General features: G+C 42.1%; 15 protein-coding genes and 1 pseudogene. 11 read left to right on the top strand and 5 right to left on the bottom strand.

The window, feature by feature from the left end:
• Positions 1–10: 10 nt before the first annotated feature.
• A complete protein-coding gene (gene yfkAB, locus ACQKL5_RS09270) occupies positions 11–1,129 on the bottom strand; it encodes a radical SAM/CxCxxxxC motif protein YfkAB (protein WP_427608482.1) in 1,119 nt (372 codons plus the stop codon).
• A 157-nt stretch (positions 1,130–1,286) separates the two neighbouring features.
• Here yfkAB and ACQKL5_RS09265 point away from each other — a divergent pair, with 157 nt between their 5' ends.
• Both ACQKL5_RS09265 and ACQKL5_RS09260 read left to right on the top strand, forming a co-directional pair.
• Positions 1,287–1,475 carry an SE1561 family protein gene (locus ACQKL5_RS09265; RefSeq protein WP_427608481.1) on the top strand — a complete coding sequence of 63 codons (189 nt, stop codon included), beginning with the start codon at positions 1,287–1,289 and terminating at the stop codon, positions 1,473–1,475.
• A gap of 208 nt (positions 1,476–1,683) precedes the next feature.
• Entirely contained in the window at positions 1,684–3,252 is a 1,569-nt protein-coding gene (locus ACQKL5_RS09260; protein ID WP_427608186.1) for a fumarate hydratase, read from the top strand.
• Positions 3,253–3,300: 48 nt separating this feature from the next.
• Here ACQKL5_RS09260 and ACQKL5_RS09255 read toward each other — a convergent pair whose 3' ends face one another.
• Complete coding sequence (locus ACQKL5_RS09255) at positions 3,301–3,549, bottom strand: hypothetical protein (RefSeq protein ID WP_427608185.1); 249 nt, start codon at positions 3,547–3,549, stop codon at positions 3,301–3,303.
• 113 nt (positions 3,550–3,662) lie between these two features.
• On the opposite strand from ACQKL5_RS09255, the gene ACQKL5_RS09250 reads away from it, so the two are divergent.
• The 5 genes from ACQKL5_RS09250 to ACQKL5_RS09230 all read left to right on the top strand — a co-directional run bounded on the left by ACQKL5_RS09250 (position 3,663) and on the right by ACQKL5_RS09230 (position 8,772).
• Positions 3,663–3,848, top strand: a complete 186-nt coding sequence (locus tag ACQKL5_RS09250) for a hypothetical protein (RefSeq protein ID WP_427608183.1) — start codon at positions 3,663–3,665, stop codon at positions 3,846–3,848.
• Between the two features lie 598 nt (positions 3,849–4,446).
• The gene (pdaA, locus tag ACQKL5_RS09245; RefSeq protein WP_427608181.1) at positions 4,447–5,232 is read left to right on the top strand and encodes a delta-lactam-biosynthetic de-N-acetylase; all 786 of its coding nucleotides are present in this window, start codon (positions 4,447–4,449) and stop codon (positions 5,230–5,232) included.
• A 122-nt stretch (positions 5,233–5,354) separates the two neighbouring features.
• A complete protein-coding gene (locus tag ACQKL5_RS09240) occupies positions 5,355–6,239 on the top strand; it encodes a DNA-3-methyladenine glycosylase family protein (protein ID WP_427608180.1) in 885 nt (294 codons plus the stop codon).
• On the top strand, positions 6,236–7,618 hold the full coding sequence (gene rlmD / locus ACQKL5_RS09235) for a 23S rRNA (uracil(1939)-C(5))-methyltransferase RlmD (RefSeq protein WP_427608178.1): 1,383 nt from the start codon (positions 6,236–6,238) through the stop codon (positions 7,616–7,618). Before ACQKL5_RS09240 ends, rlmD begins: the two co-directional genes overlap by 4 nt.
• Before the next feature lie 176 nt (positions 7,619–7,794).
• Positions 7,795–8,772, top strand: coding sequence for a tRNA dihydrouridine synthase (locus tag ACQKL5_RS09230; RefSeq protein WP_427608177.1), 978 nt, complete (start codon positions 7,795–7,797; stop codon positions 8,770–8,772).
• A 139-nt stretch (positions 8,773–8,911) separates the two neighbouring features.
• Here the strand turns inward: ACQKL5_RS09230 and ACQKL5_RS09225 are convergent, their stop codons facing one another.
• The gene (locus ACQKL5_RS09225; protein ID WP_427608175.1) at positions 8,912–9,385 is read right to left on the bottom strand and encodes a hypothetical protein; all 474 of its coding nucleotides are present in this window, start codon (positions 9,383–9,385) and stop codon (positions 8,912–8,914) included.
• 202 nt (positions 9,386–9,587) lie between these two features.
• Here ACQKL5_RS09225 and ACQKL5_RS09220 point away from each other — a divergent pair.
• From ACQKL5_RS09220 to ACQKL5_RS09210, 3 genes and pseudogenes are all read left to right on the top strand, one after another.
• Positions 9,588–9,728: pseudogene (locus ACQKL5_RS09220) on the top strand (tRNA-dihydrouridine synthase); the annotation flags it as partial.
• 252 nt (positions 9,729–9,980) lie between these two features.
• The gene (locus tag ACQKL5_RS09215) at positions 9,981–10,604 is read left to right on the top strand and encodes a hypothetical protein (RefSeq protein ID WP_427608173.1); all 624 of its coding nucleotides are present in this window, start codon (positions 9,981–9,983) and stop codon (positions 10,602–10,604) included.
• 98 nt (positions 10,605–10,702) lie between these two features.
• Positions 10,703–11,161: a GNAT family N-acetyltransferase gene (locus tag ACQKL5_RS09210; RefSeq protein ID WP_427608172.1), complete on the top strand. Its 459-nt coding sequence runs from the start codon at positions 10,703–10,705 to the stop codon at positions 11,159–11,161.
• A gap of 413 nt (positions 11,162–11,574) precedes the next feature.
• Here the strand turns inward: ACQKL5_RS09210 and ACQKL5_RS09205 are convergent, their stop codons facing one another.
• Both ACQKL5_RS09205 and ACQKL5_RS09200 read right to left on the bottom strand, forming a co-directional pair.
• Positions 11,575–14,742, bottom strand: a complete 3,168-nt coding sequence (locus tag ACQKL5_RS09205) for a bifunctional cytochrome P450/NADPH--P450 reductase (protein WP_427608171.1) — start codon at positions 14,740–14,742, stop codon at positions 11,575–11,577.
• A gap of 70 nt (positions 14,743–14,812) precedes the next feature.
• Positions 14,813–15,385, bottom strand: a complete 573-nt coding sequence (locus tag ACQKL5_RS09200; protein ID WP_427608169.1) for a TetR/AcrR family transcriptional regulator — start codon at positions 15,383–15,385, stop codon at positions 14,813–14,815.
• A gap of 355 nt (positions 15,386–15,740) precedes the next feature.
• On the opposite strand from ACQKL5_RS09200, the gene ACQKL5_RS09195 reads away from it, so the two are divergent.
• Positions 15,741–16,406 (top strand): hypothetical protein, encoded by a 666-nt coding sequence (locus ACQKL5_RS09195; protein ID WP_427608167.1) that lies wholly within the window; start codon positions 15,741–15,743, stop codon positions 16,404–16,406.
• The last annotated feature ends 26 nt before the right edge of the window (positions 16,407–16,432 follow it).

Here is a 16,432-nt window from a genome sequence, read left to right as displayed (position 1 = left end):
AGTTTTATTTTTATATAATAGATTTTCTTGTTTTGAAGTCATCTTGTGGATAGTAAGCATTTTTGACAAGGACGTTGGGTCCTAGGCATTTAACGCTTGAGCAGTGGCAATTCAGTTCATTGGCCAGTTTGGAATTCATCCATGTGTCATAGGATTCAGTCAGGGGCTGATCCTGGATGTTACCGAGTGTCGGAGCGTCCCCGAAATCGGTGACGATGACTTCCCCGGTAAAAATGTTGACGTTCAGGCGTGAGCGTCCATCCGGGTCATTACGAACTGTCACTTTTTTTGTACTGTAAAGGCGTTGCAGAAGTTCAATGTCTTCAGGATTTGTATTACAAGGATAGAAAGGCAACGTACCGAATAACATCCAAACGTTTTCATCCCGGATATCAAGTAGATGATGGATGGCTTCACGCATTTTATTCAATGGTAACGTTTCAAGGGCCGAAGCAAAATCACTAGGATACATCGGATGGATCTCATGGCGCTGACAGCCCATTTCCTCCACGATTTGTCTGTGGATATGCTCAAGATGCGGCAAGGTGCTTTTGTTCAGCATCGTTTCAGCCGAAACCAGCACGCCCGCTTTTGTCAGGGCACGGGAATTTTCGATCATTTTATCAAATAACTTCTTCCGTTGCTCACGGGTAGGCTTTCGGTCCATCATGGCAAAGCCGACATCGATGAACTCATCGATCGTTCCCCAGTTATGGGAAATATGAAGAACATCCAGATAAGGGATGATTTCCTCATACCTTTCCAGGTCCAGCGTCAAGTTGGAATTTATCTGGGTGCGGACTCCCCGGGTGCGTGCATATTTCAATAGAGGCAACACATAATTTTTCACTTGTTTTTTTGAAAGCATCGGTTCGCCGCCTGTTATGCTTAGCGAGCGGAGCGATGGGATCTCGTCAAGGCGCTGAATCAACAATTCCAAAGGAAGGGCATCGGGGTCTTTCGGCTGCAGCGTGTAACCGACTGCACAATGTTCACAACGCATGTTGCATAGGGTAGTGGTTGTGAATTCCACATTGGTCAGAGTGAGCTTCCCGTATTGATCAACGTCCATATATGCTTCCCAAGGATCATGCTTGGGCGTAATGGGTGTTAAGAGGTCTTGCTTCATTATGGACATGTTTAAAACTCCTTACGTAATAATGCACTAACCCATTATGAACAATGGGGACAAAAATTGTCAAATGGCTAACCTAGGCAATAGCTTGCCATTGCACTTTGAAGCAATTTTGGTTACGATGGAAGGAAGAACAGAAGGAGAGTGCCTCATGGGAAAATCCATTACAGATAAAAGCGACCAATTATCCTATCTTAAGGAACGCCTGACGATGTTCATGGAGGTTCTTGATCATATAGAACCTGAAAGTACAGAACTGGAAGACATCGACCGTCTAATCGGCATGCTAGATGATCTGGAAGATAAAGTAGTACAATTCAAAACTCGTTCAGAAGACTAATACCTGTACAATACTATGATTTTTTAAATATGAATATGCTCAAAAGGGATGGCGATAAGACGTCATCCCTTTTTATATGTCATTATTTATGAAGATAATGAATTACTTGTTTTCGAAAGATTATGGAAGATGTATAATAAGACGGGTGTCAAATCATGACAACTTTTGTCGTAATTATATCAAGGGGATTAAGAGGGGGAAGAGAAATTTGGATATTCAAAAATTCCAAGAAAACATGTACAGTCTTATCGTTGAAACTTCAACGAATCTTCCAAAGGATGTTCGTCGTGCGGTCAAGAGCGCGAAACAACGTGAGAATGCAGGTACGCGTTCAGCTTTGAGCCTAGCGACCATCACGAATAATATTACAATGGCTGACGACAATGTATCACCGATTTGCCAAGATACAGGTCTGCCTACTTTCAAAATTAAAACTCCTGTTGGCGTAAACCAACTTGAAATAAAAGAAGCAATTCGCAATGCCATGATTTTAGCGACAAAGGGCGGCAAACTTCGTCCGAACGCCGTCGATTCTTTGACAGGCAAAAACAGCGGAGATAACCTTGGGGAAGGTCTTCCTGTCATGAAATTCGATCAATGGGAAGAAGATTACATTGATGTGCGCTTGATCCTTAAAGGTGGCGGCTGCGAAAACAAAAATATTCAATACAGCCTACCAATGGAGCTTGAAGGATTAGGGAAAGCGGGCCGTGATTTGGACGGAATCCGTAAATGCATCCTTCATTCTGTTTACCAAGCGCAAGGTCAAGGCTGTAGTGCCGGGTTCATCGGTGTCGGTATCGGGGGAGACCGTTCATCCGGATATGACTTGGCTAAAGCACAACTTTTCCGCAGCAATGAAGATGTGAATCCGAATGAAGATCTTCGTAAGCTGGAAGAGTACATTATGGAAAAAGCTAATGAGCTGGGAATAGGGACAATGGGCTTCGGCGGCGAAACGACTTTGCTGGGCTGTAAGGTCGGCGTCATGCACCGTATCCCTGCAAGTTTCTTCGTATCCGTTGCTTACAACTGTTGGGCTTTCCGCCGCCTAGGCGTGAAAGTGAACCCAGAAACGGGCGCGATCAACGAATGGTTGTATCAAGAAGGCGAGAAAATCGACTTCGCTCGTGAAGCTGAAAAAGCAGCGAAAGAAGAAGTGGCCGCATCTATAGAAGAAGAAGTGGAAGCACCGCGTGAAATTACGCTTCAAGCACCAATCACGGAAGAGCAAATCCGCGCGCTTCAGGTCGGTGATGTCGTGCATATCAACGGCAGAATGTACACTGGCCGTGACGCCATCCATAAACACTTGTCCGAAAATCCTTCTCCCATCGACCTGGATGGACAGATCATCTACCATTGCGGACCGGTTATGTTAAAGGATGAAGAAGGCAAATGGCATGTGAAGGCAGCTGGACCGACAACAAGCATCCGTGAAGAACCTTATCAAGGCGATATCATGAAACGTTTCGGTATTCGTGCGGTCATCGGTAAAGGCGGAATGGGTCCAAAAACGCTAGAAGCCTTGAGCGAACATGGCGGCGTGTACCTTAACGCAATTGGCGGAGCCGCTCAATACTATGCAGACTGCATTAAATCGGTAGAAGGCGTGAACTTCACCGAATTCGGTATTCCAGAAGCGATGTGGCACCTGAACGTCGAAGGCTTCACAGCCGTCGTCACAATGGATTCACACGGAAACAGCCTGCACAAAGATGTTCAACAATCATCATTGGACAAACTGGCTCAATTCAAAGAACCTGTTTTCAAATAAATCATATAAAAAGGACGCTCACCGAATCGGTCGAGCGTCCTCTTTATGTTAGTTTTCCTTATTGGGGAAAGATTCCGATTCAAGGTCTGGTTCAGAGTAAGATTCCGAACTTGTTTCAGGTGACTCCATATCCGGTATAGATTCAGGGTCCGGTTCCGACACTGATTCTGGTTCTGGAAACGGATCGATTCGTGAAATATCACTCGAATCAAAACCGCTCCTCACAAAATAGATAAACACCCCAGCTCCAAGCGCAAGACAACCGATAAACCCCATCACAATCAACCAATCAAGCATGACATACGCCCCCTTTTCTAATGTATATGAAAAAAAAGGCCATTATTACCTGAAAGCAGTACAATCTATCAGAATTTTAATGCATAAATTATAAGTGAAAGGAGGGGGTTTTTATGCAGAATAATTACTTCCTATACTTTATCGCAATGTTAACAGGGTTTGCTTTTATCCTACTTCCTGTGGCAGGCACGATTTTCTCCGGCCTAGGAACATTTCTAGCATTTTTCGGGATCATAATCGTACTTGTATTTGCCATCGCCATCATTTGGCAGGCCGCACAGACGTTATTCAAAGGATAAACTGAATTCGGGGGGCCTATCTCATTTATGGGACAGGCTCTTTTTTTTTGCGGAGTTCTGATTCTAATTCGACGGTGATTGTGGATAATTCGACATTGGGGGCGATAATTCAACATTCAGGGGATTAATTCAACATTCACAGCGATAATTCAACATTCGAGGAAAAAAGTATATTTAAGGTGGCCAGTAAAGTCAAATTCGGTTACAGATGGTGATAATTCAACATTCACAGCGATAATTCAACATTCGGTGAAAATAGTATGTTTAAGGTGGCCAGCAAAGTTGATATTCGATCAGAGATGATGATAATTCAACATTCAAAGGATTAATTCAACATTCAGGGCAATAATTCAACATTCGAGGAAAATAGTGTGTTTAAGCTGGCCAGCAAAGTCGATATTCGAGCACAGATGATGATAATTCAACATTCAGGGGATTAATTCAACATTCAGGGCAATAATTCAACATTCATAGCGATAATTCAACGCCCAGCTCTATAAGCTAGCCAATAAAACCGAAATTCGAGCACAAGCAAAATCATGCATATAAATCCCTCTGTTTCAAACACTAAGAAAAAGGAATATGGGGGACAAATTCAATGAAAAAAATGGTGATGATGTCGGCTATTCTCTGTTTACTCTTGTCTTTTGCGAGTCCGGCTTTTGGGGAGTCCTATAACTGGGGCTTCAATAAAGGGAAAAACGGAACTCCGGCGGATGCGGGTCAGAATTTTAATGAGATGCTGCCTAAATATGAAGCGATTTATAAAGGAGATCCATCCAAAAAGGATATCTACTTAACATTTGATAATGGCTATGAAAATGGCTATACGGCACAGATTTTAGATGTGCTAAAAAAACATAAGGCACCGGGAGCTTTTTTCGTCACCGGCCACTATTTAAAAACGGCGCCTGAACTTGTCGTCCGGATGGCCAATGAAGGACATATCGTCGGGAACCATTCCTGGAACCACCCGGACATGACAAGCGTGACAGACGGTGTCATCCGTACCGAATTACTAAGGGTCAAGGATGCGACGGAAAAGTTGACGGGGCAAAAGGGAATGAATTATTTGCGGCCACCGCGTGGGGTTTTTAATGAAAGAACCATGAAGATTGCCCAACAAGAAGGCTACTATCATATTTTCTGGTCGCTTGCTTATAAGGACTGGGTCGTGGATCAACAGCGTGGAGCGGCTTTCGCGCATGATGAAGTGATGAGGCAAATCCATCCGGGTGCGATTTTACTGCTGCATACCGTTTCGAAAGATAATGCCGTAGCACTCGATTCGATTCTCACGGATCTTGAAAAACAAGGTTACTCATTTAAAAGCCTGGATGATTTAATGGTGGAAAAACAACTGCCGAACCGGATGTTATATTAATATGAAAGGCGGAACCTGACTAGGAAAATCAGGTTCCGCTTTTTTCCATTATCCTCATTTACAAGTAATATTTCCGGAAACATGCTATAATACCTGGAAAACTGCTAAAGGATGGATCACTTGTGTGGACGGAAAAATTAGAGGTCCAAGGACCCTATAATTTTGATCTTGTACTCGAACGATTATCGTTGGACCCACTTCAAGTAGTTGATTTTACGAACAGGACGGTAAAAGTTCCATTATATATAGAAAAAGAACCAATTGTTTTGCAGGTACAGGCAATCGGTGATACCGAAGATCCGGTTTTCATCATCAAAGGACAATCGGTGGACAACAAGCCAAAAGCGCTGCAACGCTTAAAAAAAGTTTTCCACTGGCATGAGCCATTAGAAGCGGTTTCTCAGCACTTCCTGGAGTCTGATTTACAGGACATATTTGAAGAGCATCGCGGCACGGCCATTGTTTTGGACTTTGATTATTACAGCTGCCTCGTCAAATGCATCATTCACCAGCAATTGAACCTGGCTTTTGCTCATACGCTCACAGAACGATTCGTTAAAACATTTGGCTACCAAATCGATGGGGCCTGGTTTTACCCAACACCGGAAACGACTGCACAGCTTCAGGTCGAACAACTGAGGGCGATTCAATTCAGCGGCCGAAAAGCGGAGTACGTCATCGGTTTATCTCAGCAAATCGTCCAGGGGACTCTTGATGTGGATCAGCTGGACAAGCTATCCGATCAAGAGGTTATGGATACACTTATAAAAATACGCGGAATCGGCAGATGGACGGCGGAAAACTTCCTGCTGTTTGGCTTAGGGCGACCGAACCTTTTCCCAAAAGCCGATATTGGCATCCAAAATGCCTTGAAACAACTATATGGCTTACCGCAAAAGCCGACCCAAGAAGAAATGGAGACCTACAGTATAAAGTGGGCCCCATATCTAAGCTACGCTTCCCTCTATTTGTGGAGAAGCATCGAAAAACGGAGTGAAAAGAAATGACAAACTTTCAAGATACAACCCTAGAAGTAAATCAAACCTTGCCCTTAACCATTAAACGCCTTGGCATCAACGGAGAGGGAGTCGGCTATTTCAAGAAGAAAGTCGTGTTCGTCCCAGGTGCTCTTCCTGGTGAAGAAATCGTTGCCATGATCACGAAGGTGCAGCCGAATTTTTCCGAAGCGAAAATCAAAACGATCCGGAAAGAATCACCGCACCGCATTGCCGCACCATGTCCTGTCTACGAACAATGTGGTGGCTGCCAGCTGCAACATTTAAGCTATGACCAACAATTGGTCGAAAAACGTGATATGGTCATCCAAGCGATGGAACGTCATACGGATTTCCCGATTGATTCATTGGATATCCAAGAAACCATCGGCATGGAAAATCCTTGGAACTACCGCAACAAAAGCCAATACCAAGTCGGCTTGAAAGATGGCAAGCTGATTGCCGGACTTTACGGCTTGAATTCCCATACATTGATCGATATCCCGAACTGCCTAGTGCAACATAAGGCTACGAATAAAATTACGCGTACGGTGAAAAAGATCCTGAAGAACCTGAATATCTCAGTTTATAATGAAAGAAAAAGAAAAGGCGTCATCCGTACGATCATCACACGCGTCGGATTCGAAACGGGCGAAGTGCAAGTGGTCTTAGTAACCGGAGCGGAAGAAATTCCACAAAAAGATCAATTGCTCAAACAAATCCGCGACCAACTGCCGGAAGTGAAATCGGTTGTTCAAAACGTCAATAACCAAAACACATCGCTGATCTTCGGTGAAAAAACGATCCACCTTGCTGGCGAAAAAGTCATCAACGAAACATTGGGTGACCTATCGTATGAACTATCAGCGCGCACATTCTTCCAATTGAACCCGGTCCAAACGGTTCGCATGTATGAAGAAGTGAAAAAAGCGGCAGCCCTAACCGGTACGGAAAAAGTCGTCGACGCTTATTGCGGCGTAGGGACGATCGGACTTTGGTTATCGGAAGATGCAAAAGAAGTACGTGGCATGGACGTCATCAAAGAATCAATCGAAGACGCCAAAAAAAATGCCATCAAACATAAACGTACCAACATGCACTACGAAACAGGAAAAGCCGAAAACATCCTGCCACGCTGGATCAGAGAAGGCTGGAAACCAGACGTACTAGTCGTCGATCCACCAAGAACCGGCCTGGACCAATCGTTACTGCAAACCATCCTGAAGGTCAAACCAAAAACCATGGTATACGTATCGTGTAACCCATCCACATTGGCAAAAGACCTACATGAATTGAGTGCTCTATATAACGTAGAAACCATGCAGCCTGTGGATATGTTCCCGCAGACAAGTCATGTTGAAGTTGTAACGAAATTGTCGTTGAAAAAGTAATTCACATAAAAAACATGTCCCATTCAGTCTCGGTTTTCGGTTCATAACATGACCGAAATCCGGGCCTTTTTCATGGCAACCCTTGGCGGGACTGTCTTTTCCTTTTCGAAGATGTTTATAGCATATGCAGTAAAAATTGAGGGAATAGCCCCTAATGAGAGGACTTGAATCTGAAGATGAAAGATAATTTTTGGCGTGATTTGCCACGACCATTTTTTGTACTGGCTCCAATGGAAGAAGTGACGGATGTTGTGTTTCGCCATGTAGTGGCTGAAGCAGGTAGACCTGATGTGTTTTTTACAGAGTTTACAAACTCGGAAAGTTATTGTCACCCTGAGGGGAAACAAAGTGTCCGTGGTCGTTTGACTTTTACAGAGGACGAACAACCGATTGTTGCCCATATATGGGGAGATAGGCCTGAAAACTTCAGGGAAATGAGCATTGGTATGGCTGAACAAGGGTTCAAGGGCATTGATATCAATATGGGCTGTCCCGTCCCTAATGTAGCCGGGAATGGGAAAGGGAGTGGCCTGATCTGTCGTCCTGAAGTCGCAGCTGAATTAATCCAAGCCGCAAAGGCAGGCGGCTTGCCCGTAAGCGTGAAGACAAGACTTGGCTACACGGAAGTCGAGGAATGGCGCGACTGGCTCACACACATCTTGAAACAAGATATTGCCAACCTTTCCATCCATCTGCGTACAAGGAAGGAAATGAGCAAAGTCGACGCTCATTGGGAACTGATACCGGAAATCAAGAAACTTCGTGATGAAGTGGCACCAGATACCCTTCTGACGATCAATGGGGATATCCCTGACCGCGAAACGGGCTTGGAACTTGCTGAAAAATACGGTGTGGATGGAGTCATGATTGGACGTGGCATTTTCCACAATCCTTTTGCCTTCGAAAAAGAGCCGAAAGAGCATAGCAGTAGGGAATTGCTTGATCTCTTAAGGTTGCATATGGATCTTCATGATAAATATTCAGAAATCGTACCACGTTCGTTCAAGCCCCTACCTCGCTTTTTCAAAATCTATGTCCGTGGATTCAGAGGGGCAAGTGAACTGAGAAACCAATTGATGAACACAAAATCAACTGATGAAGTGCGCGCATTGCTTGATACCTTTGAACATCCTGAAGTGGTGGAGGAGCAGTAGAAGAAACCTTTCAAGGTAAAAGTGTGACCATTGTACTAATGTTCCTTAAAAGGTAAGGTCATTTGTTTAGTAATTAAATTAAAACAGGTGCGGAAAAATTAATTATTTTTCCGCACCTGTTTTTCTGTTATGTAGTTACTTATTTCAAATAATTTTCCAATGTTTCATTATATTCTTTTGCTTGTTTTTCACTCAAATCATAGGTGATTCTTAATAGAACATTGTCCTGCAAGTACACATATTCGTCTAATGCAAGGGGTCCTAATTCGGGATCGTTCATTTTTTCTAAATAATTAAACCGTTTTTGAGCATCCTCTTCACTTTCAAAAATTTCTATTTTTCCACCGGTAAGATCTTTTTCATCGGAATATTCATTATCAACCTGCTCCAACCTATTATCGGCAAAATCTGCTTTTTCGGTATAATATCCAGGTTTGCCAAGCTGTTTGTTTGGATCAGTATCTTTGTTGAATGATTCAATATCTCCTATTGGAAGTTTTGCATCAGCAAAGGCTTTAGTAATGCCTCCAACTGTAACAGGTTCTTTATCGGATGTGCACCCTGATATAAGTGCTAAAGATAGTGCCGACATTAGTATTAATTTGTTTCTCATCTGTGTTTTACCGCCCTCGGTTGTATTGGCTTTACAAAGACCTTATTATGCAATCAAAGTTGTATGTTTACAAGCGGAAAAAAATACTAATTAGGAAATTTGGATTAAGACTTTGTCCTGTTTTTGTTCAAGATTGTTATATGTTTCATAGTAGTGAAAATCGAACCTGTACTTCCTTTAATCTTAAACGTTCTTTCAGCCTCCTCGCTTTTTCAAAATCTATGTCCGTGGATTCAGAGGGGCAAGTGAGCTGAGAAATCAATTGATGAACACAAAATCAACGGATGAAGTGCGCGCATTGCTTGATACCTTTGAACATCCTGAAGTGGTGGAGGAGCAGTAGAAATTTAATCAGACCTGGAATTCGGTAAAGTAACATTTCCGAATCCGGGTCTTTTTTTATATATAGTTTGTCCTCACTCACGTCTAGTAACTGGCATTGGATAAGTATTATTGTTTAAATTCAACTTCGTGAGTAATTTCAAAGGTTTAATTTTGTTACAATAAATTACATGTAATGGTAAAATAGTAACAAATTACTTGTCGGTTTTTATCAGGAAGGAAGATATTTATGGAAAAGCAATACTTTAATCTGATGCAATTTTTTGATGGGTATGTACGAAATTACCGAAGAATGAACCTGGCCAAACTACATAACCGTTCCATGTTCACGAAACGCGAAATAGATTATTTCGCCAATCTAGGTGAGATGTTGGGATTTGATTCTTTTATCGAAGATTCCAAGTTTGATAAAACCATGGGGCGTTCAAGACCGATGGATTTATCATGGTGGAAATATGATGGGAGAAAGGATGAAGAAAATTTCTTATATCTTGCCCTGCATCTAGAAAGGGAATCTATTTGGGATAAGGATATGGATACTATCGAAAAACTCTTTTCGGATACAGAAGAAGGGTTCATTCCTCATAATGTGATAGGGATCCAATACATAGAATCGGAAGAAAGAATGGATTATCTTAACGAATTAATCATTCAAAAGAACGCAGTGCAAAACTCGAATGTTCTAATGGTCTATCGTTATTATGACGCTCTATTTGATGTACAAAGAGTTTATGCATATAGCTTTACTCCCAATGGTTTTAAGGAAGTGAGGAAGGCTATCTGTGACCAGGACGATTCCGGCTACTGGTTTATGTCTTTTGAAGAAGAGTATGCTAATTTTCGAAAAAGTAAAGAGGCCACTAATATAATGCAATAATCGCTATGAAGCACAATGGGGACTTTCAATAAGTATATTCATAATTTATATAGAATTGTAGATAATTAAGAGGCTCAAAAAAGGGGTGTGAATCACAGATGGAAATTATCATCAAAAGAACAAGTTTAACTGAGGTAGACATGTTGTTGACTATTCAGAAAAAGGCTTTTGCAGAAGACTATAACTTATACCAAGACCATGATACATCTCCTGTAAATGAAACACATGAAAAACTAATCGAAAATATAGCACACTCTATTCATTACACAATATGGTCAAATGATAACGTGATCGGTGGAATAGATATCCGTAAAAAAGAAAATATTCTCTTATTAGACAAACTATTCATAGCAAATGAATATCAAAATAAAGGTATCGGAACAAAGATCATGAAATTAATTGAGACTGAATTTCCATCAATAAAAATTTGGCGTTTATATACTCCATATTTAAATAAAAGAAATCAATATTTTTATGAAAAATTCGGTTATAAAAAAATAGGAGAAGTTCAGCTAACTGAAAAGCTTTTGTTATTTAAGTATGAAAAATGTATGTAATTAGTTTCCTAACTTGATGGAGGTGTATTGCAAGTTCTTAAGGTAAGTATATTAATAAACAAAGCAGGTTGATTACGCAAAGTTGATTGGAACGGAAGGTACGAGACTCCTGCGGGAAATGCGCGTCTAGGGGAGACACCTTGGCGAAGCCGAGGAGGCTCACCGACCGCCCGCGGAAAGCGAGTGCCTGAAGTGGAAATCAACGTTCACATGGACAAACGCATTTTTCACCCGAGTTTGTCTACAGTCTAAAACAACGATTCTAGGATCAAGTAAAATCTATATATTTGAAGTGTTTCGCGGACAAATGAGTATAGGTTGGATGATTAATCTAAGCGAATTTTTTAAAAAAGGGCAATACCCTTTTGTAAACAAACTGAAGCAGCGATCGTAGAACCGCTGCTTTGTTCTATTTATGCTCCTGCCCAGACGTCTTTTGCATATCTACCATTTTCCTCTAATGATTGTAGCCATTCGGTGGCTTGTTCTTTTGGTGTTTGATAGATTTGCATATAGCTGTCGATTAAGGTTCGTTCAACATCAGGGGCCATTTTGCTTCCGTCTCCGCAGATGTATAGATGTCCTCCTTCTTTTAATAAAGCAAGGATTTCATGGGCGTTTTCTGCCAAGCGGTTCTGGACATATGTTTTTTCTTGGCCAGGACATCTTGAGTAGGCGGTGTTTAGAGTGACAAGACCATCCTGTTCGGCTTGCACAAGTTCTTCTTGATAAAGAAAATCGTGTTCTGGGTTACGGCATCCAAAGTAAAGATGGGCAGGGCCTAATGCTGCACCTTTTTCCTTTAAAGCGTGACGGGCCTGTATGAATCCCCTAAATGGTGCAATTCCCGTTCCAGGGCCAATCATGATGATCGGTTTTTCAGGTGTTTTCGGAAGTTGGAAATGGGATTGCGGCGTATGGATAAAGCAGGCGATTTTGTCTCCTTTGGAGCGTCCTGCCAAATAATTCGATGCAATGCCTTTATATTTTCCGTTTCCGCTCAAAGCTTCCCCACGAACTACGCTGACTGTAATGCTTGCTTCTCCTTCATGGTGGAAAGGTGAGCTAGAGATGGAGTAGTATCTTGCTTTTAATGGTGGCAGTAAAGCCAAGAAACGTTCAAACGGAATCTCGCATGCAAGGTATTTTTCTATTAGGTCAAGCATGGTTATACGCTTATTCAGGATTTCTTGTTTATAGGTAGTGTCCAAAAGTAAATCTTCAAGTTCCTTTACATGTGGAGGACATACCGTATAGGCGGCAAGCATCCGAATTTGGGACCGGGTGGCAGGTTCTTGTAGTTCCACATAGTTTGACAGCAACTCCTCGATTTTTACAGGTTTTTCTGTAGGAAGATGGGCTGCTTTTCCGGATTCTCCAGTCAGTTGTACGTAATCTTGGCTGTTCAGTTTGAAACGACGGAGCACCCGCTTGACAAGCTCCGTGGGATTTTGCGGAAGTACCCCTAGGTGATCGCCTTCCTGGTACTTCATCCCTTCAGGCAATGTCAATTCTATATGGCGTGTACTTCTTCCGCTCTCTACATGTTGTAATTCGACATTTCTTTTAATAATAGAGGTGCATGCATGATGGCTACGGGCAAGAGGTGTACCGCTCACATCGCTCACGAAGTTCATCGTGATAGAGCTGCTTTCCTGATCACTGGCATCCATTTCAATGTTTAGGGTTTCTGAAAGATTCTGCCAAAGTGTTTCGGTCCATTTCTCGTAAGCCCCTTCGAAATCATTGCTTGCATCTCCATATCCTGTATCCGAGAATCGGACAGCTCCTTTTTGTTCCAGCTGTTCATTAATGAAGTTTGGAATCCGTTGGTATGTAGTGGCCCAATTTCGGTCTCCGCAACCGAATATTGCATAGTGAACGCCATCCAATGTATCAGCCTTGTCTTCCTTTAGCCAGGAAACGAAGTCACCTGCATTATCTGGGGGATTTCCATTATAAGATGCCGAGACAATGAGAACTGCTCCTTTGTTTGGAAGCTGGTTGGCGTATTCATTTAAAGTAGCCAGGTTAGTATCAAAGCCTAGTCGTTTCCCTGTTTCGGCAAGGTCCCTGGCTATTCCTTCTGCCGTTCCCATGTTTGATCCATATAGGACGAGCAATGGAGTGCCATGTGTAGATTGAATGGTAGCCTTGGATTGTTTTTCGGCAGGATTCGATTCTGGACGCGAAACGGTGGCAAAATCTATCATTTTCTTTCTCGGTGAAACGCGCATCTTCAATCCGTCCGGTTTTAGAGTCAACGTTTCTTTGATATCCAATTGATATCCACCATGATCAATCAAGTCGAAATGTTGTAAAATCATGCCGAGTACAAGTGTGGCTTCATGTAGGGAAAACTGCTGTCCGATACAGGCGCGCTGTCCGTTTCCAAACGGTTTAAAAGCATGATGGGGAATAGAATCCGCGTCCTCGAATCGCTCCGGAATGAATGCATCCACTTCATCGCCCCAAACGGAACGGTCACGGTGAAGCTCGGGAATCAACAAGGAAAATAGATCCCCTTTCTTCACGGTATATTTTCCACCCAGCGTGGTATCCTCTTTTGCATACACGGTAAATGATGGAGCCGTTGGCCATAGACGAAGTGCTTCATTCAGCACCATCCGGACATATTTCAGCTTTTTCACTTGTGTATAATCTGGGATGCCATCACCCAATACTTCATCGACCTCTTGTTGCGCTTTTAGTAACTTGTCACGATTGTTCATGAGGAAATAGATGGCGAAGGACAGGAGACCGCTTGTCGTTTCATGTCCTGCTATTAAGAACGTTATGATTTGATAACGGATGTTATCATCATCCAGTGAAGCCCCTGTATCCGGATCGATTCCTTTTAACATATGGGATAGAAGATCCTCTTCTCCATGGTCGCCATTTTGTTTTCGTTCAGCGATCAATTCATCCACAAGGGAGAACATACATTGAATGTCTTCCCTGAATTGTTTTTTTGATTTAATCATCAATTTTTCCTGGATGCCAAGTCGTTGCGTTTGGCTCATCGCTTCATTAAGTGCACGTACCATACTGGTGACGAAAGGATGCGGGTCCTCCCGATAAAAGCTGTTAAATCGGAAATTGAATCCGCATAGCCCAATCGTATCCAGGGTCAATCGTGTCATATCTTCAGGAACATCTATCTCATCGGTTGGATTCAAACGAGCCCATTTTTGGATGAGTTGAGTAGCGAGATCAACCATTTTAGCATGATAGCCTTTCATCGCCTGCTGGCTGAAGCTAGGCAGCAGGATGTTATGGGCTTTCTTCCAATTGGGTTCGGTCGTTTCGCTCGTGAAGAGACCATCGCCGCCAAATGCTCGTACCTTTTGTAGGGATGGGCCGATTTTCTTATCGAACCGTGTTTCATCACAAATTTCTTCAGCAAGAGAAGCGCTGGAGACGAATGTAGCGATTCTACCAGGAAACTGAAACTGAAAGATTGGTCCCAATTCTCGCGACAGCTTCATGAATGACTGAATCGACTTATCTTTATCGATGATTGGCAGGCTGCCTAGGGGGCCATATGTCTTGGGCTGTGGAATTTGATTTTTGGTTTCCATATAATGAGCACCTCTTTCAATAGGTTAAAAGAATGAAGGAACATTCATTCCTCGTGTGAACTAAAAAGATTCAAGTATGTAAATGGATGGCATCCCAAAAGCTGGCTTCCACTTCGGCCAAAAGTTTCGTATCAGGATTCAATTCTCCGATACGGACAAGGCGTTCAAGCTCCAGAAATGCTCCGTAAATAATGGCTATCAAGGCAGAGGTAGGGAGTTTCTTAATGACTTGTTTCTCTTTTCCAACCTCAAAGAAATGTATAAATATATTCAATAGTCCTTGAAAGCTAGCATGACTATCTTTATTTAAAAAATAGGCCCCACTATGTAATTTAATAAAATAAAGAGCTTGGCCATGCTCGGTAGTAAAATGCACCATTGAATTAAATATATGACGGAACTGATGGCGAATTGGATCATCATGAGGAAACCCATTCTGTACCGTTTCAGCAAAAAGATCCAAGTACTCTTGAAAAATCTTGTTGCCCAGCAACTCCTTACTCTCAAAATAACGATAAATGGTTCCTGCCCCTACTCCGGCAGATGTAGCTATCATAGGGATTGTAGTCGCGTCAAATCCTCTTTCTGCAAATAACATTAAAGCGCTGGAGACTATATCATTTCGCTTATTTACAGTCGTCATCAGTAAGATTCACCCCTTTTTTACAAGATACGGAATGATTGTTCATTCCTGTTAGGTAAGTGTATATTTATGAAAAAACTATATCAATCGCGCATAGTACTCATATTTTACGGTTTGTTTTTGGATGAAAAAGGGATAAAAGAAGGGTGAAATTATCCTCTTTAATATAAAAAATAAGTAGTTCCATCTAAACATTTACCTGTTTTTTACATATTTTTCACTTATCTTTCTAATCACAAAAATAGATCATGCAAAGAGGTCATAGTTTTATTTCCTTTAAAAAGCTGATGCGTGATACATTATGTATAGAAAAATAAACGTTTTATCATTTTTATTGTAATTAGGAGGAACAAGAATGAAGCTAATTAAATGGCTCGTGATTCCTTTATTGGGATTGATCCTTTCAGGATGTGTGGATTCCACAGCACGGGTTGAAATAAACAAAGATAAAAGTGCGGATCTCTCGCTTGAGGCATCCATGGATGGTGATATGTATGCGCTGACGGGTCCATACATTGAAAAGGCCTTGGAGGGGACGGAATACAAGCTGGAACAGAGCGAGAATGGCATCAAGGTGTTTAAACATTACCCTTCTCTTGAAACGCTGTCCAATATCCAGGGTGGAACAGGTGAGAGTAAGATTTCTGTAGATGAGAAGGACTCATTCTTTTATACGGCCTATGATGTGAAAGGGTCCGTTGATTTACAAAGCCAAATCGGCAGGTATATTGAGAATGTATCAGGTAACTCCTTCATCCAATCCATCATTCTTCAAAAGCTGGACCAATCGGATCTGAAACTGGAGGTTGCGCTTCCGTATAAGCTATTTGGCTCGAATAATGCCGATGAGGAGAACGGTAAAATCCTGTCCTGGGATATCTCGACAGCGACTGAAACGCCAGTTGAGTTTGAGGTGATTGTTCCGAAGGTTAAAACGATCAGCATCACGGCCGGAATTTTGGTTGTCTTGATTATCGGAGCTGTTGTCTTGATTATGAAAAGAAAGAGAAAGAAGAAATAATTGAGTGAAGACTTTCATGTACTGCC

Source organism: Peribacillus sp. NPDC097675, from assembly GCF_050277655.1.
GTDB lineage: Bacteria > Bacillota > Bacilli > Bacillales > DSM-1321 > Peribacillus.
This window is presented reverse-complemented; position numbering and strand designations above follow the sequence as displayed.

What these genes read in the sequence shown, in the direction of transcription:
- yfkAB (WP_427608482.1), bottom strand. Translation starts at nt 1,129, where the DNA reads ATGAAGCAAGACCTCTTAACACCCATTACGCCCAAGCATGATCCTTGG.
- rlmD (WP_427608178.1), top strand. Translation starts at nt 6,236, where the DNA reads ATGACAAACTTTCAAGATACAACCCTAGAAGTAAATCAAACCTTGCCC.
- ACQKL5_RS09205 (WP_427608171.1), bottom strand. Translation starts at nt 14,742, where the DNA reads ATGGAAACCAAAAATCAAATTCCACAGCCCAAGACATATGGCCCCCTA.
- ACQKL5_RS09225 (WP_427608175.1), bottom strand. Translation starts at nt 9,385, where the DNA reads ATGAGAAACAAATTAATACTAATGTCGGCACTATCTTTAGCACTTATA.
- ACQKL5_RS09210 (WP_427608172.1), top strand. Translation starts at nt 10,703, where the DNA reads ATGGAAATTATCATCAAAAGAACAAGTTTAACTGAGGTAGACATGTTG.
- ACQKL5_RS09230 (WP_427608177.1), top strand. Translation starts at nt 7,795, where the DNA reads ATGAAAGATAATTTTTGGCGTGATTTGCCACGACCATTTTTTGTACTG.
- ACQKL5_RS09250 (WP_427608183.1), top strand. Translation starts at nt 3,663, where the DNA reads ATGCAGAATAATTACTTCCTATACTTTATCGCAATGTTAACAGGGTTT.
- ACQKL5_RS09195 (WP_427608167.1), top strand. Translation starts at nt 15,741, where the DNA reads ATGAAGCTAATTAAATGGCTCGTGATTCCTTTATTGGGATTGATCCTT.
- ACQKL5_RS09265 (WP_427608481.1), top strand. Translation starts at nt 1,287, where the DNA reads ATGGGAAAATCCATTACAGATAAAAGCGACCAATTATCCTATCTTAAG.
- ACQKL5_RS09200 (WP_427608169.1), bottom strand. Translation starts at nt 15,385, where the DNA reads ATGACGACTGTAAATAAGCGAAATGATATAGTCTCCAGCGCTTTAATG.
- ACQKL5_RS09215 (WP_427608173.1), top strand. Translation starts at nt 9,981, where the DNA reads ATGCAATTTTTTGATGGGTATGTACGAAATTACCGAAGAATGAACCTG.
- ACQKL5_RS09255 (WP_427608185.1), bottom strand. Translation starts at nt 3,549, where the DNA reads ATGCTTGATTGGTTGATTGTGATGGGGTTTATCGGTTGTCTTGCGCTT.
- pdaA (WP_427608181.1), top strand. Translation starts at nt 4,447, where the DNA reads ATGAAAAAAATGGTGATGATGTCGGCTATTCTCTGTTTACTCTTGTCT.